15 protein-coding genes, 2 pseudogenes and 1 CRISPR repeat array (1 of these 18 cut by a window edge) are annotated in these 19,343 nt (G+C 34.0%); of the genes and pseudogenes, 10 read left to right on the forward strand and 7 right to left on the reverse strand.

The window, feature by feature from the left end; all coding sequences use genetic code 11:
* Positions 1 to 13: 13 nt before the first annotated feature.
* The gene (locus tag EKL96_RS07810) at positions 14 to 829 is read right to left on the reverse strand and encodes a 2,3,4,5-tetrahydropyridine-2,6-dicarboxylate N-succinyltransferase (RefSeq protein ID WP_126460476.1); all 816 of its coding nucleotides are present in this window, start codon (positions 827 to 829) and stop codon (positions 14 to 16) included.
* Positions 830 to 928: 99 nt separating this feature from the next.
* Here EKL96_RS07810 and EKL96_RS07815 point away from each other — a divergent pair, with 99 nt between their 5' ends.
* The 4 genes from EKL96_RS07815 (at position 929) to EKL96_RS07835 (ending at position 3,781) form a co-directional block, all read left to right on the forward strand.
* Positions 929 to 1,162 (forward strand): hypothetical protein, encoded by a 234-nt coding sequence (locus EKL96_RS07815; RefSeq protein ID WP_126460479.1) that lies wholly within the window; start codon positions 929 to 931, stop codon positions 1,160 to 1,162.
* On the forward strand, positions 1,152 to 1,433 hold the full coding sequence (locus EKL96_RS07820) for a type II toxin-antitoxin system RelE/ParE family toxin (RefSeq protein WP_126460482.1): 282 nt from the start codon (positions 1,152 to 1,154) through the stop codon (positions 1,431 to 1,433). Before EKL96_RS07815 ends, EKL96_RS07820 begins: the two co-directional genes overlap by 11 nt.
* A 316-nt stretch (positions 1,434 to 1,749) precedes the next feature.
* Complete coding sequence (gene ruvX / locus EKL96_RS07830; protein WP_126460485.1) at positions 1,750 to 2,166, forward strand: Holliday junction resolvase RuvX; 417 nt, start codon at positions 1,750 to 1,752, stop codon at positions 2,164 to 2,166.
* Between the two features lie 118 nt (positions 2,167 to 2,284).
* The gene (locus EKL96_RS07835) at positions 2,285 to 3,781 is read left to right on the forward strand and encodes a malate:quinone oxidoreductase (RefSeq protein ID WP_126460488.1); all 1,497 of its coding nucleotides are present in this window, start codon (positions 2,285 to 2,287) and stop codon (positions 3,779 to 3,781) included.
* A 64-nt stretch (positions 3,782 to 3,845) separates the two neighbouring features.
* Here the strand turns inward: EKL96_RS07835 and EKL96_RS07840 are convergent, their stop codons facing one another.
* Positions 3,846 to 6,059: an FUSC family protein gene (locus EKL96_RS07840; protein WP_126460491.1), complete on the reverse strand. Its 2,214-nt coding sequence runs from the start codon at positions 6,057 to 6,059 to the stop codon at positions 3,846 to 3,848.
* 195 nt (positions 6,060 to 6,254) lie between these two features.
* Between EKL96_RS07840 and def the strand changes: the two genes are divergently transcribed.
* The 4 genes from def to EKL96_RS07860 all read left to right on the forward strand — a co-directional run bounded on the left by def (position 6,255) and on the right by EKL96_RS07860 (position 9,762).
* Positions 6,255 to 6,842 carry a peptide deformylase gene (gene def / locus EKL96_RS07845; RefSeq protein ID WP_126460494.1) on the forward strand — a complete coding sequence of 196 codons (588 nt, stop codon included), beginning with the start codon at positions 6,255 to 6,257 and terminating at the stop codon, positions 6,840 to 6,842.
* 86 nt (positions 6,843 to 6,928) lie between these two features.
* Positions 6,929 to 7,411, forward strand: a complete 483-nt coding sequence (locus EKL96_RS07850; RefSeq protein ID WP_126460497.1) for a DUF5606 domain-containing protein — start codon at positions 6,929 to 6,931, stop codon at positions 7,409 to 7,411.
* 81 nt (positions 7,412 to 7,492) lie between these two features.
* Positions 7,493 to 8,266 carry a nucleoside triphosphate pyrophosphohydrolase gene (mazG, locus tag EKL96_RS07855; RefSeq protein ID WP_126460500.1) on the forward strand — a complete coding sequence of 258 codons (774 nt, stop codon included), beginning with the start codon at positions 7,493 to 7,495 and terminating at the stop codon, positions 8,264 to 8,266.
* 47 nt (positions 8,267 to 8,313) lie between these two features.
* Entirely contained in the window at positions 8,314 to 9,762 is a 1,449-nt protein-coding gene (locus EKL96_RS07860) for an APC family permease (RefSeq protein ID WP_126460503.1), read from the forward strand.
* 11 nt (positions 9,763 to 9,773) lie between these two features.
* On the opposite strand, the pseudogene EKL96_RS07865 reads toward EKL96_RS07860, so the two are convergent.
* The 5 genes and pseudogenes from EKL96_RS07865 to EKL96_RS07885 all read right to left on the reverse strand — a co-directional run bounded on the left by EKL96_RS07865 (position 9,774) and on the right by EKL96_RS07885 (position 13,690).
* Positions 9,774 to 10,311, reverse strand: a pseudogene (locus tag EKL96_RS07865) (Crp/Fnr family transcriptional regulator).
* Positions 10,312 to 10,324: 13 nt separating this feature from the next.
* Positions 10,325 to 10,483 (reverse strand): annotated as a pseudogene (locus EKL96_RS14430) (coproporphyrinogen III oxidase); the annotation flags it as partial.
* Between the two features lie 130 nt (positions 10,484 to 10,613).
* Positions 10,614 to 11,090 carry a hypothetical protein gene (locus EKL96_RS07875; protein ID WP_126460506.1) on the reverse strand — a complete coding sequence of 159 codons (477 nt, stop codon included), beginning with the start codon at positions 11,088 to 11,090 and terminating at the stop codon, positions 10,614 to 10,616.
* Between the two features lie 115 nt (positions 11,091 to 11,205).
* Positions 11,206 to 11,553, reverse strand: a complete 348-nt coding sequence (locus EKL96_RS07880; RefSeq protein WP_126460509.1) for a hypothetical protein — start codon at positions 11,551 to 11,553, stop codon at positions 11,206 to 11,208.
* Between the two features lie 148 nt (positions 11,554 to 11,701).
* Positions 11,702 to 13,690: a DUF349 domain-containing protein gene (locus tag EKL96_RS07885; protein WP_126460512.1), complete on the reverse strand. Its 1,989-nt coding sequence runs from the start codon at positions 13,688 to 13,690 to the stop codon at positions 11,702 to 11,704.
* Between the two features lie 442 nt (positions 13,691 to 14,132).
* Here EKL96_RS07885 and cas9 point away from each other — a divergent pair, with 442 nt between their 5' ends.
* The gene (gene cas9 / locus EKL96_RS07890) at positions 14,133 to 18,473 is read left to right on the forward strand and encodes a type II CRISPR RNA-guided endonuclease Cas9 (protein WP_126460515.1); all 4,341 of its coding nucleotides are present in this window, start codon (positions 14,133 to 14,135) and stop codon (positions 18,471 to 18,473) included.
* A 55-nt stretch (positions 18,474 to 18,528) separates the two neighbouring features.
* Positions 18,529 to 18,768, forward strand: a complete 240-nt coding sequence (locus EKL96_RS07895; RefSeq protein ID WP_126460518.1) for a type II toxin-antitoxin system ParD family antitoxin — start codon at positions 18,529 to 18,531, stop codon at positions 18,766 to 18,768.
* 359 nt (positions 18,769 to 19,127) lie between these two features.
* Positions 19,128 to 19,343: direct repeats of the CRISPR family, unit length 36 nt; unit sequence GTTGTGGTTTGATTAAAGATTAGAAAACACGATATT (it continues 2,649 nt past the right edge of the window).

The following is a 19,343-nucleotide window of genomic DNA, read 5'->3' on the forward strand; positions in this document are numbered from 1 at the left end:
AAACGAATACGGATTAAACCGCTACGTCATATTCACGTAAAGCATTATTCAATGATGTTTTTAAATCAGTTGAAGGTTTACGAGTTCCAATGATTAAAGCACAAGGAACCTGGAAGTCTCCTGCTGGAAATTTCTTAGTGTAACTTCCTGGAATCACAACGGAACGGGCAGGAACATATCCCTTCATTTCAACGGGAGTTTCTCCGGTTACATCAATAATTTTTGTGGAGGCAGTCAGGCAAACATTGGCACCAAGTACCGCTTCTTTCCCAACATGTACCCCTTCAACTACGATACATCGGGAACCAATGAAAGCGCCGTCTTCAATAATTACAGGAGCCGCTTGCAAAGGTTCAAGTACGCCACCAATACCTACACCACCGCTTAAGTGTACGTTTTTACCTATTTGAGCACAACTACCTACGGTTGCCCATGTGTCTACCATAGTTCCTTCGTCTACATAAGCACCAATGTTTACATAACTTGGCATCAAGATAACACCACTGGAAATATAAGCACCGTAACGCGCTACTGCGTTAGGAACAACACGAATTCCTTTCTCGGCATAGCCTCTTTTCAATAACATTTTGTCATGGTATTCGAAAATTCCAGACTCTAATGTTTCCATTTTTTGAATAGGGAAATACATTACTACTGCTTTTTTTACCCATTCGTTTACTTGCCATCCCTCTCCAACTGGTTCAGCAACACGTAATTTTCCGGTATCTAATAATTCAATAACTGCTCTGATAGCATCAGTTGTTGTAGTTTCTTGTAACAAAGCACGGTTTTCCCAAGCTTGTTCTATAATCGGCTGTAATGGATTCATTTTTGATAGATTTTTGACAAAGATAGGGTTTTTAACTAAAAGCAAAAAGTCAAATTAATTTGAAAATGTTATATATTTGTACTTTAAATTGTAGGTACTATGGAAACCATTAGATTAGAATTTCAACCCGAAATCAAAGCCAAAATTCTGGAGTTATTGAGTTCCTTTTCATCAGATGAACTTACAATAGTTCAGGAAAGGTCAATTTTTGAAGAAGAAAAAAGAATGCTTCAGTCCAGGATTGATAAGATTGATAATGGTACTGCTGTATATTCTACTTTTGAGGAATTGGATATTTTGCTGGAAAAAACGATATCAAAATATGAGGATTAAATTAACTATCGAATTTAATCATGATTTAGATGTTATAATTGATTTCATTTCAAAAGACAAACCGCTTACTGCAAGAAAATTTAAAATTGCATTGATAAAAAACATAAAAAAAGATATGCAGCAGCCTTTTCTTTTCAAAAAATCAATTTATTTTGATAATGAAAACACAAGAGATTATGTTTTTAAAGGTTATACAATCGTTTTTAAAGTTGATGTTGCACACGAAACTGTTTTAGTTGTGGCAATTTTGAAACATAGGAATTCGTTTTAAGTAAAAATAGTATGGAAACCATTAGATTAGAATTTCAACCCGAAATCAAAGCCAAAATTCTGGAGTTATTGAGTTTCTTTTCATCAGATGAACTTACAATAGTAAATAGTACAGGAAGATGAGGCGTTTACTAGAAATAAAAAAAAATTAGACGCTTCACTAGAAAAAAATCATAATGGTACTGCAAAACTTTATACAATATACTAAGTTGATGCCTATCTTGATAAAGTGATTTCAAAATATGAAAATTAATTATTCTGATTTTTTTTATGGATTTAGCCGATTAAGCTCAATATGTTTGTAAAACTTCTTATAAATGCCTAGAATTCTCTCCATAGACTACGGTCAAAAACGAACCGGAATAGCGGTTACTGATGAAATGCAAATTATAGCTTCGGGTTTAACCACAATCCCATCGGCAACTGCAATTGCTTTTTTGAAGGATTATTTTGCTAAAGAAAAAGTAGAAGCCGTTCTTATTGGTGAACCCAAACAAATGAATGGCGAACCCTCAGAAAGTGCATCGATCATTAAAGGATTTGTCACGCACTTTACCAATCATTTTCCGGAGATGAAAGTCATTCGGGTTGATGAACGGTTTACTTCAAAAATGGCTTTTCAATCCATGATAGATAGCGGCATGAGTAAGAAACAGCGTCAAAACAAAGCACTTATTGACGAAATATCGGCCACGATTATGCTTCAGGACTATTTGACCAGGAAAAAATTTTAAAATCAGTGTAAAAAAGCTATTTTTTTGCTAAAACGGTTTGATAAATGTAACTTTTGAGGTAAAATTTATGCTTTTTTTTGTGAATATATCATTTACCTTTGCACTTTAAAATCTAGTTATGCCTGACACAACCATACGTACAAATAGTGAAGTAGTTCTTATTGGAGCTGGAATTATGAGCGCCACGCTGGGCTTAATCCTAAAAGAACTGCAACCGGATATAAAAATTGAAATTTACGAACGATTAGATAGAGCGGCGGCTGAAAGCTCTGATGCATGGAATAATGCAGGAACTGGACATGCTGCTTTTTGTGAACTCAATTACACTCCCGTAGGACCTGATGGAAGCATCAGCCCAAAAAAAGCGATCAGTATCGCGGAGTCTTTCGAAGTTTCCAGACAGTTCTGGGCATATCTCGTTCAAGAAAACAGAGTTCCTTCTCCTGAAAATTTTATTAAAAGCATTCCCCACATAAGTTTTGTATGGGGAGAAAAAAATGTTGCTTATCTTAAAAAAAGATTTGACGCGTTGCATTTGAATCCTCTTTTTAAGCAAATGGTTTTTAGTACTGATTTTGCACAATTAAAAGAATGGATGCCGCTGGTTATGGAAGGGAGATCAGAAACCGAAAAAGTGGCCGCCAGTTCAATGGCAATTGGGACAGATGTAAATTTTGGAGAATTGACCCGAAGTATTTTTGGTTATTTAGCAAAACTAGATGGGGTTACCATTCATTATAACCACGAAGTTCAAAAATTAAAACAACGAGAAGATAAGTTATGGCGCATAAAAATCACTGATTTAGCTTCCGGTCAAAAGAGAAAAACATACTCTAACTTTGTTTTCATTGGTGCTGGGGGTGGTTCCTTGCCATTATTAGAAAAAGCAAATGTGCCCGAAGGCAAAGGCTATGGCGGCTTCCCAGTGAGCGGACAATGGCTAAAATGCACAAATCCGGAAGTGATTGCAAAACATCAGGCTAAAGTATATGGTAAGGCAAGCGTGGGAGCACCACCAATGTCTGTACCACATATTGATTCCCGAATGATAAATGGAGAAAAGCAATTGCTTTTTGGTCCTTTTGCGGGTTTTTCGACTCGGTTTTTAAAAAATGGCTCCTATTCAGATTTACCTTTATCGATAAAATCAGATAATATTATTCCAATGTTAGCCGCAGGTATTAAGAATATACCCCTTACCAAATATTTAATTGAGCAAGTGCGCCAATCCCCTAAAGACCGAATTAATGCGTTAAGAGAATATGTTCCCAAGGCACGATCCAAAGACTGGAAAATTGAACGTGCCGGACAACGGGTACAAGTGATAAAAAAAGACGAAAAAGAAGGAGGCATACTGGAGTTTGGTACCGAAGTAATTACCACTGCAGATGGATCTTTATCCGTTTTGCTGGGGGCTTCTCCAGGTGCTTCAACAGCAGTTTCTATTATGATAGATTTGATAGGAAGATGTTTCAAAGAGGAAATTAAAACGGCGGAGTGGCAGGAGAAATTAAAAATCATGATTCCTTCTTATGGTCAAAATCTCAATGAAGATCCAATTTTATTAGAGAAAATCAGAAAAGAAACGGCTGCCGTCCTAAAACTGAATAATTAGAAAGTCAGCACAAAAATAAAAAGCGTTTGAATTAGATAAGAATCTGGTTCAAGCGCTTTTCTTGTTAAGATTCCTTTAATGCTGTTGTGGTTTTTAAAATAGTTTCGGATAAACTGGTCAGCCAGATTAATTGTTCGATTACCAATTGTGCTTCTTGCATTTTCAATTGAAAAGCCTTTTCATCAATAGGAATTCCTGCTTTCAATTCTCGGGCACGTATATTTTTCAATTCGGTAAAACGTAGCGCTAAATCCTCTTTGGGAAGGTTTTCTTTTAGCTTGAAATCATTTTCCTTCAAAAGTGCAATAGCCTCATCCAGATTTCTAATCACAGTATCCACCACCACATTGAATGCTTCAGATGCGGAGGTTGTTTTATGGGATTGAATGTAAGTTCCTAAAGACGCTAATGAGGAGAGAAGAGAGTGATTTAATACCGTTAGTTTATAGACTTTAGGCAGCTGTTTTTGTTTTGATTTAGGCTCTTGTGCCATTCTCTGAAAAGAAGCCATTAAATTCCCAATCTCGATGAAAGCATTTTTACGAGCCAAGCGGTACGATGTAGAAACGGTTCCTTTTTTATTATAAAAAATTGAAATTTCCTTCAGGTAATTTTGATTGGCATTGATGGATTTTTCTAAATGCATGGGCATGTTTAAAAATTCCCAAGAAGGCCATAAAAAATGATTGGCCAAAAAAGCAAGACCGGCACCTACAATGGTGTCCAGTATTCTAAATTGAACAAGATCCCCTATGTTAGGAGTCACAATTCCATAAATAAAAACAACATACATGGTTACAAATGTGGCACTGACTTTGTAATTTGTTTGGGTAAAAGATAATCCTAAAAGCATGCAAAGAATAGAAAGAATACTGATTATAATGTTGTCTTTGACAAAGAAAAGAATTCCAAAGGCAATTAATCCACCTAAAACAGTACCTAGAATTCTATGAAAAGAACGTTGTTTAGTCAAGCCGTAACCGGGTCGCATGATAACGATAATAGTCAATAAAATCCAGTATACATTATGAAAAGGCAGTATTTTTCCAATAATAAAACCAACTAATAGCGCTATTGTTAATCGTAAGGAATGCCTGAAAATAGTGGAGGAAAAACTCAGATTCTCTGTCAAAGTACGCCACGGATAATACTGCGGCGTTAAGAATTTTTCTAAATCGGTATCGATTCCTGTAAAATCCTGTAAATTAACAATTGAGGTAAAAGCACGTTCTACAATTTTTATTTTCTCGACTTGCTTTTCCGCATATTCCAGCATAGTGGTAAGCATAAAAACGCCTTCTGAGGCATAATTTTTTCCTAAATCCTTCTCATAATCAGTGATTGCCAGCTGTAAGGCGTTCAAATCGTTTAGCAATGTGTGTTTTGGAATATAATTCGTTCGTTTTTTTACACTTTTGGATAATTGCTTCAAACTTGCGGCCAAATTGTAGGCTAAGTTTTGATACGTCAGCAAGACCCTTGGATGATTGTCGAATTTTTGGTGCAATTTTTCATGGTCAAATGCTGTAGACAATGCCACTTCAAGGATTTCTACCATTGCTATAAATACAAGCAACATTTTTCGATTTTGATTAGAAGAACCTGCGCTGATATGGCTGTTAATCAATACTTCTCTTATGTTTTGATGAATGGTGTTCAACTCGACCTGAAGGTTTAACTGCTTTTCAATAATTGCTTTTTTATCGGCGTCTATGGTCCATAAATCTCCTCTTAGTTTCAAATATTTAGCCGTAAGTTTGATGCATTCAGCAATTTGTAATTCGATGTAGCGATGTGGTCTGATGTAGTGAAAAATAAGGGAAACAACGAGGTAGAATAATCCTCCTGCTAGAATCAAACCGGAATGTTGTACCATAGCCCAACCGGTATTTATATCAGAAAATGTCAAGGAGAGTGAAATCAGGGAGGAGAAAGAAACCATTGTAGCTCGTTGTCCGTAAACGGATAACATGGATGTCAGGAAAACTAATAAGGCTAAAAAAGGATGAAAAATCCAAGAATACGGATAAATTATATTTACCAGCAAATTCACACAAGCAACAAGAATGGTGGCAACAAGAATCCCGTTGACTTTATGTTTCAGACTACTTGGAATGTCACTGGGATAAGTAAAAAAGGCTCCAAGAGCTATTGTAAAACCTACTTCGAATTTGCCAAAAAAAGAAAACAGCATCACCGGAATCACAGTGGCGATAGTTACTTTTAGGGCATTAGTGAAATACGTCGTATCGGTAAATTTTTGGATTTTATGAATCATACAATTGTATTGCTTGCAAAGGTAAGGATTGTAGGAATTTTTCAAAGGAATACTATCGGTCTTTTAACCTAAATTTTAAATAGTGATGAATTATCATTAGAGCATTATTCATTGGCTATTTTTTTACTATTTTTGCAGACCGAATTAAAAGAGAACTTATTTCGATTTTAATAGCTAATATTTAATACAACACGAATGATTTTACCAATTATAGGATATGGTGATCCAGTTTTAAGAAAAACAGGGGAAGTTCTTTCACCAGAACATCCAAACTTGAAAGAAACGATTGCCAATATGTATGAAACGATGTATAATGCCTATGGTGTGGGTCTTGCTGCGCCACAAGTAGGATTAGCGCTTCGTTTATTTGTAATCGACACGACTCCTTTTAGCGACGATGAGGAATTAGAAGATGCAGAACAAAAAGAATTAAAAGGATTCAAAAAAACCTTTATCAATGCAAAAATGATACAAGAAGAAGGTGAAGAATGGAGTTTTAATGAAGGCTGTCTGAGTATTCCGGATGTCAGAGAGGATGTTTATAGAAATCCAACCATAACAATTGAGTATTGCGAAGAGGATTTTGTAATGAAAACCGAAGTTTTTGACGGATTAATCGCCAGAGTAATCCAACATGAATACGATCATATTGAAGGAATTTTATTCACCGATAAAATTTCATCATTAAAAAAACGATTGATTCAAAAGAAACTGAAAAACATTTTAGAGGGAAAAACATTCCAAGACTACCGAATGAAATTCTTTGCCAAAAAAGGAAGATAAAACAGCTTTTTAACTTCGCTTGGTATGATTTTTGGTTTCAAATAAAAATAAATAAGTCAAATTCTTAATAATAATTCCACAATAACATGAATTTAGAAAAAATATTAGCCATTTCTGGGAAACCAGGTTTATATGTATTGAAAGTGCAAACAAGAACCGGATTTGTAGCAGAATCATTAGCGGATGGAAAAAAAATCACCGTAAACTTGAAAAGCAATGTAAGCTTACTATCGGAAATTTCAATTTATACCTATGAAGGCGAAAAACCTTTAGCTGAAATCATGCAAAAAATTGCTGATAAAGAAAGCAAAGGTGCGGCAATATCCCATAAAGAAGACAACACTACATTGATGGCTTATTTCAAAGAAGTTTTACCTGATTATGATGAAGAAAGAGTATATCCTTCTGATATCAAAAAAGTGCTGAACTGGTATAATATGCTTCAAGCAAAAGGACTTGTTACTGATGAAGCTCCTGCTGCCGCAGTGACAGAAGAGGTTGCAGCCGAAGAAACTCCAGTAGCGGAAGTTAACGCTCCTGCTAAAAAAGCAAAAGCTAAAAAAGAATAATCATATTTTAAAATACTATTTAATCCTGTTCAGTTGTTTTTCTGAACAGGATTTTTTTATTTTTACCAAAAACTATCTCTAATGAATTCAAGACAAAACCAACTGCAAGCTTTCGAACGAGTATTAGATATTATGGATGATTTGCGTGAAAGATGTCCTTGGGACAAAAAGCAAACTATGCAAACCTTGCGCCATCTTACCATTGAAGAAACCTATGAATTAGGCGATGCTATTTTAGACAATGATTTGAACGAAGTCAAAAAAGAATTGGGTGATTTGTTGTTGCATATTGTTTTTTATGCCAAAATAGGAAGCGAGACGAACGATTTTGACATTGCTGATGTGTGTAATGAAATTTGTGAAAAGCTAATTCACCGTCATCCCCATATTTACAGTGATGTGGTGGTAAAAGACGAGGAAGAAGTGAAACAAAACTGGGAAAAACTAAAACTCAAAGAAGGCAGAAAGTCCGTTCTGGAAGGTGTTCCAAGAAGTTTACCCGCATTAGTAAAAGCAAGCCGAATCCAGGAGAAAGTAAAAGGAGTGGGTTTTGATTGGGAAGAATCGCATCAGGTTTGGGATAAGGTTCAAGAAGAATTAGACGAATTACACGTTGAGGTTGAAGCAGGAGATCAGGATAAAATTGAAGCCGAATTTGGGGATGTTTTATTTTCAATGATCAATTATGCCCGATTTTTAAATGTAAATCCAGAAGATGCTTTGGAACGAACCAATAAAAAATTTATCAAGCGCTTTCAATATTTGGAAAGTAAAGCAGGAGAATTGGGAAAACCTTTAATGGATATGACACTTGCTGAAATGGATGTTTTTTGGGAAGAAGCGAAGAAACTATAGTGTTTATTATTAAATAATTAAATTAGGATCACTTATAAAATTATCCAATGCCAGAAAATAAAACCGAGTTAAAACGTTCTTTAGGATTAATCGATGCCACGAGTTTAGTTGCCGGTTCCATGATAGGATCCGGAATTTTCATTGTAACATCAGCCATGGCAAGAGATATTGGTTCTGCTGCCTGGTTATTAGTTATTTGGTTGGTAACGGGATTAATCACGGTTGCCGCGGCATTGAGTTATGGAGAATTGGCAGGAATGATGCCTAATGCGGGCGGACAATTTGTGTATATTCAACGCGCTTATGGGCGATTGGTTTCTTTCCTGTATGGTTGGACTGTTTTTACAGTAATTCAAACGGGAGTTATTGCGGCTATAGCGGTTACTTTTGCGAATTATGCCGCTATATTCTTTCCTGTTTTAGATCAAACTCTTTTTACAGTCGGTACTGATTTTATTTTTTCGTATCAAAAAGTATTGGCTATTTTTAGTATAATCCTGTTAACCTACATCAATACCAAAGGAGTAGAAAGCGGAAAAACAGTTCAGTTGCTCTTTACTTCGGCAAAATTAATAGCGCTTTTTGCCTTGATAATTTTAGGATTATACGTGGGTCTGCAAACGGATGTTTTGTCCAATAATTTCGCAACTATGTGGGAATCCAGCAAAACGGTAGTCAATCCTGACGGAACAATTACAGTAACAAAATTAGCAGGAATGGCTATTTTGGGAGCAGCAGGAGCTACCATTATTAATTCCTTGTTTTCTAGTGATGCATGGAATAATGTCACTTTCATTGCAGGGGAAATTAAAGAACCTAAAAAGAATATCCCCCGTAGTTTGTTTCTTGGAACCTTAATTGTTACTGTTATTTATGTTTTAGCAAATCTGGCGTATTTGGCTTTATTGCCAATGCAGGGAGCTCCAAACGCTGCTGATATTGCCAGTAACGGAATCATGTTTGCCAGTAATGATAGAGTAGGAGCGGCCGCAGCAAGTATGATTATGGGAAATGTAGGCGTTTTTGTAATGGGTGCATTGATTATGGTTTCTACTTTTGGATGCAACAGCGGATTGATTCTTTCGGGAGGACGATTATTTTTTGCTATGGCAAAAGACGGACTTTTTTTTAAACAGGCTACAGAACTGAATAAAAACCAGGTTCCGGCCAAAGCATTGTGGGTGCAATGCATTTGGGCTTGTATGCTTTGTATTTCAGGAAAATTTGGGGACTTATTAACCTATGCTACTTTTGCGTCATTGTTGTTTTATATCCTGACTATTCTGGGAGTTTTCATTCTTAGAAAAAAAGAACCCAATGCCGATAGGCCTTATAAAGCGTTTGGATATCCGGTTGTACCCGCACTTTATATTGTGGTGACATCAGCCATTTGTCTGACTTTACTGATTTATGATACCTTCAATACGGGATTGGGATTGTGCATTGTGGCGTTAGGAATTCCGGTGTATTATTTTGTAATGAACAAGAAAGAGTAAAGCAAATGGAATTAATTAGCTAATTTTTTGAGTGAATTGATGTCTTTTTAAAACGATTTTTTTACCGGTTAATTCAATCAATCCTAGTTTTTTTAAATCCGAAAGTAAACGGATACAGCTTTCAATGGCTGTTCCAATCATGCTGGCTAGTTCATTTCTCTAAAGTTGTACTTTTAAGGAGTTATCTTCGTTTTTTCCAAAGGTGTCATGCAAATAGAGAAGTGCCTCGGCTAATCTTCTCTTGACTGTTTTTTGGGCTAAATGCACCATGTGATCGTCGGCTTCTTTTAGATCACCGCAAATGCTTTTCATCACATTCATCGAAAACTGATTGTTCTTGCCAAAGCATCCCATCACTTCTGATTTTGGAATACAAATACCATCTTTTAGACAGTAAATACCATTTACATTCTCTCCCTCTTCAAATGTAACCGCTCCTTTTTTACTACTATGGGAGGTTTTACAATAAGAAAGTTTTAGTAATTCGTCTTTTGTTAAGGTTTTTAAAGAGCTAAATTCTCTAACGATACATTGTTCGCATTTGCTCATATTCTTTGGTATTAAAAGGCAAATGGATATGCAAACTGATACCTTCAGAACGATTGCTCTCTGTGAAAGATTTCTTCAAAATTTCTTCTGAAAAATCCATTTCATCCTAATTAGGATAACTGGTGTATTTTGGTTCCGAAACATTGTATTTTTGTATTAAGGAATTTTTCATGGCAAAATCATTTATAGTTAGTCAAAAGTAAAGCGACTGCTCACATATTAAAATGACAATTATCATATTGAAAAAAAACTTTTACAAAAAAAAGAGGCTTCTAAAGCCTCTTCACAAAGAAATTTGTTCTTTAAATAGTAATGCAATCCTGAATCATTTTTATCCATTTTTTAGCTATTTGATGATCTTCGTGCAAACAAACCTGACCTATTTGATCATTCTCAATTGTGTAAAATGGAATGGTGTCTGTTTTTTTACCTTCTTTATAGTGAAATTGAAATTCAATTTTTACTATCGTATCGCTGTTATTCTCCGTTGTTGGAATCAGTTTACAGGATTGAATTGTATTTAAATCTACAAAAGAAACAACTTCTTCTTTAGCATTAAAATCCATCAAAAGAAACCCTTTGTTTTTTTGGTCTAAAGCCAATACTTTTTTGTTTTGTGTTTCCATTAACTCAAAATTAAAGCGATTGTTTTGACTGAATTTCTGTTTTATTGATTTAATTTTTGTTTTATTTAGTGAACTATACCGAATGGAATAGAAAATGGGGATGGCGATTATTAACGTTAGTACCAGGCCAATTATAGTTACGGATGTATCCATTTTTTTTATTTTTTTTAGATTTATAATGCAGGATTAATTGAACTGAAAACTAAAAAGGAATCAATTCAAAATAGAAGATAAATATATCTTCTAATTAGGGTTTCAGTGCTTTAAATTACCAGAAAAAATGAAAAGGAAAGAGTAAGAGCGAAACCATTTCACAACGGTTGATGTCTTGTTTTGCAAAATGAATAATGTACTTAGAGGCTTTAAAATTTGGAACAGCTACCAAGTAATTTTCGTAAAAATTACTAACGTTAGGATCAATAGAACGATCATGTAAAGCAAATACAGTATGTACCTGTGGTTGAATAAAAGCTGAAGAATGAATGCTGTCAGCAGAAAAGAATGAATGTGACTTTTCTGTTTGAATTGAATCCAATGAAATAGCATTTGCATTAAAAGCAAATAACAGAGCTATTGAAAAGCCAATAAAAAAGACAGTTTTCTGAATCCATTTCATTTTGTAAACATAAAAAATGAGACTGACTTTATGAAATTTTTTTTAATAAATGAACGTTAAATGTTAAAATCAGCTAAGTAGTGTCTCCCCATAAAAAAACCTCGAGCAGTTTATTCTCGAGGTTTTGATCACCAGTATGTGCTGAAATTTATTCGGTTTTTAAGTTTCGTAATTGTTTGAGTTTTTCTTTCCAAACATCAAGACTCTCTTTATGAATAGCAATGTTTTTACGAACTTCTAATACGATGGAATTTTCTTTTTTTGCATTTCGGGTATTGGTAAAAAACTGAATGTTATTTTCCAATTGAAAAATTTCATTTTGAACTTCATCAATTTTACGCATTACAAAAATCTTTTCATTATCTAATTTGCGCGTATCATGGCTTTCTGACAAATGATCCATTCTGTTTGAGAAACGCAACATATCAGTATCTTTTTTACTCAAACTTAATTTTTCAAAAAGGGCATCCAGTATTTTGTTAAATTTTCCCTCAATATGTCTTCTTGTGAACGGTACTTTACCAAAGTTTTTCCAGGTTTCAATATGCAATTTTATGGAGTCTAAATCTGTTTTATGGTCTCCGATCAATTGGAACTCTCTTAAGGTTTCCAGGTAGGTTTTTTTAGCATCAAAAGCAGCTACTTCTTCCCCATTTTCCTCATTTTTTTGCTCTTTTAATTTGTCAAAATAATGATTGCAGGCATCCTTAAACTCTTTCCATATTTTATCCGAATATTTTCTTGGTACATGCCCTATTTGTTTCCATTCATCCTGAATTTGTTTCATGATAGGAGTTGTAGCATCAAAATCAGTGCTTTCCTGCAATTCTTTGGCTTTAGCTACAAGAGCTGTTTTCTTGCTTAAATTGTCGTTTTGGTCTTTCTTAATGTCTTTATAAAATGAATTTTTGAAAGAATTGAAATTTCTTACAGCAGTTTTAAAACTGGCCCAAGTATCCTCATTTACCTCCGATGGCACTTTTCCGGCAGAGAAGAAAGCAGTTCTCAAGGCTTCTACCTTTTCTATTTGAGCCAGCCATTGAGAATGTGCATTCACTTTCTCGGTCGCCAAAACTTCAATTTGAGCAATAATTTCTTTTTTCTTTTCTAAATTCTCTTGTTCAGTTCCTCTTTGATTTTCGAATAAAACTTCTCGTTTATCATGCATTTGCTTGGTCAAATCACTGAATTTATTCCAAATATCATCTCGATGTTCTCTAGATACCGGTCCAATATCCTCCTTCCAGATTCGATGTAAATCCTGTAGTTCTCTGAAGGCTTTGTTAATATCAGCTTCAGTAACCAATTCTTCAACACGCGCTACAATTTTTTGTTTTTGTTCTAAGTTGTGTTTGAAATCCAAATCTCTCGCTTCCCGGTCTAAATGCAGATAATCATAGAAATTTTCCACATGAAAATGGAAGTTATTCCACACGTGGTTGTATTTGTCCTTCGGAATTGGCCCGGCAGTTTTCCATCGTTCTCTTAAATCATTAAAATGTTTTAAGGTGTCTTTGATGTTTTCCTGAGGGTTAATCAACTCTTTTAATTCCTCAACAATGGCCAAACGATTTTCTAAATTTGTTTTTAGATTCGTTTGCAAGCTCTTGAAATGAGTATTTTTAGTATCTCTAAAAAGAGAGTAATAAGTATCAAATTGAGATTTCAACGGAGAATGATATTGAAATTCTTCGTTAGGGTCTTGATTTTCTGCTAGAAATTCTTCTTTTTTTTCTTCGAGGAGGTGGTTGTATTTAGCTAAAAATGCTTTTTTAATTTCTTCAATATGCTGCTTAAAAGTCAAAATTTTGTCGCTGGAAACTAAATTTTTCAGTTCGTTGACCAATACTTCAAGTGATAAGGTATCATAATCCTGCATCGGAATATCGTGACTTTCTTTGAGTGTTTCGTCTTCACTTTCAGCTGCATTTGTTTGTGTAATGGCATGAAGCGCAGTTGTATTTGCTGTTTCTGGCGCTATTACATTCTCTTCGGCGGGAACAGCAGCTTCGGGTTCATTTGTTGGATCAGTGGCGTGAGTTGCTAAAACGTTTGATTCTAATGAATTAGATTCAATAGTATTTTTGTCTAATTTTCCGTCTGCTTCAGGCAGGTTATCATTCTTTTCTTCTAACATTTTTTCAATGTGTAAGGTTTCTAAATAGATTCAACTCGAAAGATACTAAAGCAGTATGAAAATACAAAACAAAAACTTAATTTATAGTCATTTTAGGTTAAATGGCTTTTTTTTGGAGCTATTTCCTGCTGTCCGCTGTATTCCCAATTAATAAAAACTACGGCTGAAAAGCCTTGTTTTTCTAAATCGGGAGATGCCGCTTCCATCAGGGCTAGGGATTTGGGTTAAAATTATGAATTGTTTTCAAAAAAAAAGTCCCACCGAAGCAGGACTTAAGATTTTCATCTACGGCATATAGCCTTATTGTGATAAGATTAAAGATTAGAAATTTTAATCAGTTGTAAATATACATATAAAATAATTAGGTTGCAATGAGGGAAACCGTAAAGCAGGTAATTATTTTCTCCGTAGCTTTAAAAATTCTTACAAAATACAGATTGTTATGGCAAAAATATTAGGATTGGATTTAGGGACAAATAGCATTGGGTGGGCAATTGTGGATAAAGATGGAACAGATTTTTCACTTGTAGATAAGGGAGTCAGAATATTTTCCGAAGGGGTTAAATCTGAAAAAGGAATTGAAAGTTCTCGTGCAGCAGAACGTACAGGTTTTAGAAGTGCTAGAAAAATAAAGTTTCGCAGAAAATTGAGAAAGTATGAAACTCTAAAAGTTCTATCTGAAAATAATATGTGTCCATTATCTGTAGAAGAAGTTATAGAATGGAGAAAATCTGGTTTTAAAAAATATCCACTTAATCCGGAATTCATTGCTTGGTTACGTACCGATGATGACAAAAACTTAAATCCTTATTATTTTAGAGATAAATCAAGTAAACAAAAGACTTCATTGTTATCGTTAGGAAGGGCTTTCTATCATATTGCACAACGAAGAGGTTTTTTGAGCAATAGATTAGATCCTTCTGCGGAGGGTGTTATCGAGCAACATAAACCCGATCTAGAAGATATTCTTGAAAACGTAGCAACTATTTCGGAACTTCAAATGGAATTAACGGACTATTTTCAAGATCGTGATTTAATTGAACGCAAAGCAACGGATTTAGACGATGGAGAAAAGAAACTGAAAACCTTATATAATTCATTCCTTAAAACGATTAAAGATAATCCAAAAGACTTTGAGAGAACTAAAACCATACTCCTTGAACGGTTGAATAAAAAAGAAGACTTAGGGGCTGTCAAACAAAAGATTGGAGAGATTTCTCAAGCAATGAAATTGGGCAATTATGCAACTTTAGGACAATATTTTTTCAGTTTATACAATAAAGGTAAAATTAGAAATCAATATACGGCACGGGAAGAACACTATCTTTCTGAATTTGAAGTCATTTGTTTGGTTCAAGGAATAGACGGAATAATAGCAACTGAAAAATTGCCTGAAAAAAGATATTTTGGACTAGCTAAAGAATTGTATAAAGCTATCTTTTTTCAAAGACCTTTAAAATCTCAAAAAGGCTTAATAGGCAAATGTACTTTTGAAAAAAGTAAGTCAAGATGTGCCATTTCACATCCCAATTTTGAGGAATACAGAATGTTGTGTTTTATTAATACCATAAAGATAAAAACTCCCGATGATGAAACTCTAAGATTTCTTACTAACGAAGAAAGATTGAAAATCACTCCCAAGTTTTTGCGAAAAAAGGACAATTTTAATTTTGAGGATTTAGCCAAAGAATTGGTTCCAAGTGGCGGTAAATATGCTTTTTATAAATCATCTGCTGCTCCAAATGTTAATTACCTGTTTAATTATAATATGAATTCTTCTGTGAGTGGATGTGTAGCATCTACTTCATTAAAAAATGCTTTGGGTGAAGATTGGAAGACTAAAATCTATAGCTATGAAACTCTTAATAAAAGCGGTGAAATAGTAACACGAAATGTAGATTATAATGATTTATGGCATTTGATTTCCGTATCTACTTCTGATTTGTACTTACAGGAATTTGCAAAAGATAAATTGAAATTGGATGATAAAAAAGCTATTTTATTCAGTAAAATAAAGCTAAAGAAAGACTTTGCCAGTTTGAGTGTAACAGCAATTAATAAAATAAATCCTTTTTTGAGAGAAGGATTGTTGTATTCGCACGCTGTTTTTATGGCCAATATTAAAAATATTGTAGATGTCGACATTTGGAAAAATCTTGAGGATAGAAAACACATCCAAACTAAAATTGCCGAATTAATAGCTACAAACACTTTTGATAATAATTTATTGGAAATTGTAAACGGGCTCATTAAAGAATGTAAAGTTGGTGGTTTTTATTATTCAAAAGAAGCCGAAGGAACCTATAAATCAGATTTAGAAAAAAAGGTAAGTTATTTTGTGAAATCAAATAAAATTGATGACCAGAAAGAGGCTATTGTAAAAAAGTTATTTCCTATTTACATTGAGCAATTAAAAAAATACGAATTTTTAACAATAAAACGATTAGACGAAAAAGTATTTGATTTTTTAGATGGTCAAAATGATGACGGACAGGTTTTTTGTAACGCCAAGAATAAACTTAATAAACTATATCATCCATCGGATATTGATGTTTTTAGAAAGCAAATTTTAAAAGATGGAAATGGAAACGAAAAATTAGTTTTAGGAAGTCCGTTAATTTCTTCAATAAAAAATCCGATGGCGATGCGAGCCTTGCACCAATTACGGAAAGTGTTGAATGCTTTAATTATTGAAGGTCTAATTGATGAAAAAACTAGAATTCATATTGAAATGGCCAGAGAATTAAACGATGCCAATAAACGAAAAGGAATTCAGGATTATCAAAGAGATATAGAAAACAGCAGAAAAGCATACATTGAGGAGATTAAAAAAGACTATAAAGCGGAAACTGGAATAGACATTGAGCCAACGGAAGACGATATTTTACGTTATCAGTTATGGATTGAGCAAGACAGAAAAACAATTTATGAAGAGCAATATACTAATATTAGTATATGCCAAATTATAGGTAGTGACCCTGATTATGATATAGAACATACTATTCCAAGAAGCAGGTCACAGGACAATTCACAAATGAATAAAACGCTGTGCAGCAAGCGATATAATCGGGAGATTAAAAAGAATAAAATGCCTATTGAGTTGAGTAATCATAGCGATATTTTAGATCGAGTTGCACCTTGGCAAAAAAAATATTTGGCATTGGAATATGATATTATAGGGATTTCAAGAGCAGTTAAAGCGGCAACGACAAAGGAACAAAAAGACCGAAAAATCAGATTGCGCCATAAATTGAATTTACAGAAGGAATATTTCAAAGGAAAATACGAACGGTTTACTTATAATGAACCGAAAGTAGGTTTCAAAAACAGCCAAATTCCAGATACGGGAATTATAACCAAATATGCCAGTGCGTATTTAAAATCATATTTTGGCAGAGTAGAAGCCGTAAAAGGCGGAATGGTTGCTGAATTTAGAAAAGCCTGGGGAATTCAGGAAAGTTATATTAAAGACGGCAAGAAATATTATAAAATTAAAGACCGCAGCAAGCACACACACCATTGTATTGATGCGATTACAATTGCCTGTATGACCAAAGACAAATATGATGTAATGGCGCATGCTTGGGATTTAGAAGATGACTTGGAAAAAAATCAATACAAATTGATGAAATCCGTTTTAGAACAATCAAAACCTTGGAAAACCTTTACTGAAGATTTAAAAAAGATTGAGGACGGAATTTTGGTTTCCCATCATACACCAGATAATGTAAAGAAACAATCTAAAAAAATTATCAGAATACGAGGGAAAAAACAATTTGTTGCCGAAATGGAAATTGATACAAACGGAAAAAATGTTCCGAGAACGGACATCAATAACAAAATAATTTTTAAGAAAGATAGCAACGGAGAGAAAATGGCGAGGTTTCACCAAGGTGACACTATTCGAGGTTCTTTGCATCAAGACAGTATTTATGGGGCAATTAAAAACCCATTGCATCAGGAAGAAATACGCTATGTAATCCGGAAAGATTTAGAAAGTATTAAAGCTTCTGATGTGGAAAATATTGTGGATGAGGTTGTAAAAGAAAAGGTAAAACAAGCAATTGCCGCTAAGGTTTTACTGCTATCTTCAAATCCACAACAAAAAAACAAACTTGCTGAAAATCAAAAGGTTTGGATGAATGAAGAAAAAGGGATTCTAATAAACAAAGTTAGATTGTATGCTAATTCCGTAAAAAATCCCTTGGAAATAAAGGATCATGCCTTGCTGTCGAAATCACGCCATGAGCACAAACAGAAGGTTTATGCTCAAAATGACGAGAATTTTGCAATGGCAATTTATGAAGGACTTGATACAAAAGGAAAATTAAAACGAAGCAGTTTATTAATAAATATGTTTGATGCAGGAAATTATTTTAAATTGAGTAATGACAATAAAAAAAATTATCCAATTGCTCCAGAAAAAGACGAAAATGAATTGCCTTTGAAATATGTTTTAACAAAAGGTAAAATGGTTTTGATGTATGACAAATCTCCAAATGAGTTTCTGGAAATGAGTGAAAATAAAATTTTAGAAAGATTATTTCAAATTACACAATTAGATGTTGAAGGTTCTTGTATTAAATTATTGTATCATCAGGAGGCAAGAGAAAAGAAAATTATTACCGAATCAATGGGATTAAAAATTGGAATGAAAGGGGGGAAAAATTTGGGAGAGCACCAAAAATTCCCTTGGATTAAAATAAGTGAAAATTCATTTGATTGTTTAGTTCAAGATTATGATTTTACAATTTCCGCATCGGGTAAAATAATTTTAAAATAATTCTTTTTGGATACTGAAAGGTCGGTGTATATTTACACCACTAAATAATTTTATCATGTCTAGACAAAGTATCACTTTAGCCAATCAAAATGATGAATGGTTAAAACAACAAGTTGCCAACGAAGAATTTACCAGCAAAAGTGAAGCGGTAAATTATTTAATCAAGCAAGCTCGTGATCGAGATGAGTATGTTGAATTTGTTCGAATGAAGTTAGATAGAGCTGAAAAAAGCGGATTTAGCACCAAAACAAAAGAGGAATTATTAGCAGAAATTAAGAAAAAACTAAATGTTTAGTTATAAACTTAATATACAAGCAGGGAAGATTTGACTCGAATTTTTGAATATGGAATTGGTCGTTTCGGATTTCTTCAAGTTAATAAATATTATGAAATGTTTTTTGATTGCTTTTCAAAAATCGCATCAAATCCATATCTATTTCCTGAAGCTATTCGTTTTCGTCAAGGTTATAGATATTGTATTTGTGGAGTGGATACTATTTTTATAAAATTAATGCCAATGAAATAGAAATAATGGCAATTATAGGAAGACAAGATTTTTAAAGGTTCTTTGACATACAGTTTTTCATTGTCTTAAACAGCCAAACCACAACTGAAAGGTATGGCATCCGCCCAGCAGGGATGCAGTAGCTTTCAGTTGTGGTTTGATTAAAGATTAGAAAACACGATATTCTGTTGGCTTCTTCTTGGCAGCCTTGGTTAGTTGTGGTTTGATTAAAGATTAGAAAACACGATATTAAGGACGTTAGACGCTGATCATGTAGATAGGTTGTGGTTTGATTAAAGATTAGAAAACACGATATTTTGTCCGGTGACCGTTGGTTTCAAAATAGGGTTGTGGTTTGATTAAAG

The organism is Flavobacterium sp. LS1R10 (assembly GCF_003968825.1).
Taxonomy (GTDB): Bacteria; Bacteroidota; Bacteroidia; order Flavobacteriales; family Flavobacteriaceae; genus Flavobacterium.

Bases quoted from the DNA above. Each gene is read 5' to 3' on its own strand.
- EKL96_RS07810 (WP_126460476.1), bottom strand. From the start codon at position 829: ATGAATCCATTACAGCCGATTATAGAACAAGCTTGGGAAAACCGTGCT.
- EKL96_RS07815 (WP_126460479.1), top strand. From the start codon at position 929: ATGGAAACCATTAGATTAGAATTTCAACCCGAAATCAAAGCCAAAATT.
- EKL96_RS07820 (WP_126460482.1), top strand. From the start codon at position 1,152: ATGAGGATTAAATTAACTATCGAATTTAATCATGATTTAGATGTTATA.
- ruvX (WP_126460485.1), top strand. From the start codon at position 1,750: ATGCCTAGAATTCTCTCCATAGACTACGGTCAAAAACGAACCGGAATA.
- EKL96_RS07835 (WP_126460488.1), top strand. From the start codon at position 2,285: ATGCCTGACACAACCATACGTACAAATAGTGAAGTAGTTCTTATTGGA.
- EKL96_RS07840 (WP_126460491.1), bottom strand. From the start codon at position 6,059: ATGATTCATAAAATCCAAAAATTTACCGATACGACGTATTTCACTAAT.
- def (WP_126460494.1), top strand. From the start codon at position 6,255: ATGATTTTACCAATTATAGGATATGGTGATCCAGTTTTAAGAAAAACA.
- EKL96_RS07850 (WP_126460497.1), top strand. From the start codon at position 6,929: ATGAATTTAGAAAAAATATTAGCCATTTCTGGGAAACCAGGTTTATAT.
- mazG (WP_126460500.1), top strand. From the start codon at position 7,493: ATGAATTCAAGACAAAACCAACTGCAAGCTTTCGAACGAGTATTAGAT.
- EKL96_RS07860 (WP_126460503.1), top strand. From the start codon at position 8,314: ATGCCAGAAAATAAAACCGAGTTAAAACGTTCTTTAGGATTAATCGAT.
- EKL96_RS07875 (WP_126460506.1), bottom strand. From the start codon at position 11,090: ATGGATACATCCGTAACTATAATTGGCCTGGTACTAACGTTAATAATC.
- EKL96_RS07880 (WP_126460509.1), bottom strand. From the start codon at position 11,553: ATGAAATGGATTCAGAAAACTGTCTTTTTTATTGGCTTTTCAATAGCT.
- EKL96_RS07885 (WP_126460512.1), bottom strand. From the start codon at position 13,690: ATGTTAGAAGAAAAGAATGATAACCTGCCTGAAGCAGACGGAAAATTA.
- cas9 (WP_126460515.1), top strand. From the start codon at position 14,133: ATGGCAAAAATATTAGGATTGGATTTAGGGACAAATAGCATTGGGTGG.
- EKL96_RS07895 (WP_126460518.1), top strand. From the start codon at position 18,529: ATGTCTAGACAAAGTATCACTTTAGCCAATCAAAATGATGAATGGTTA.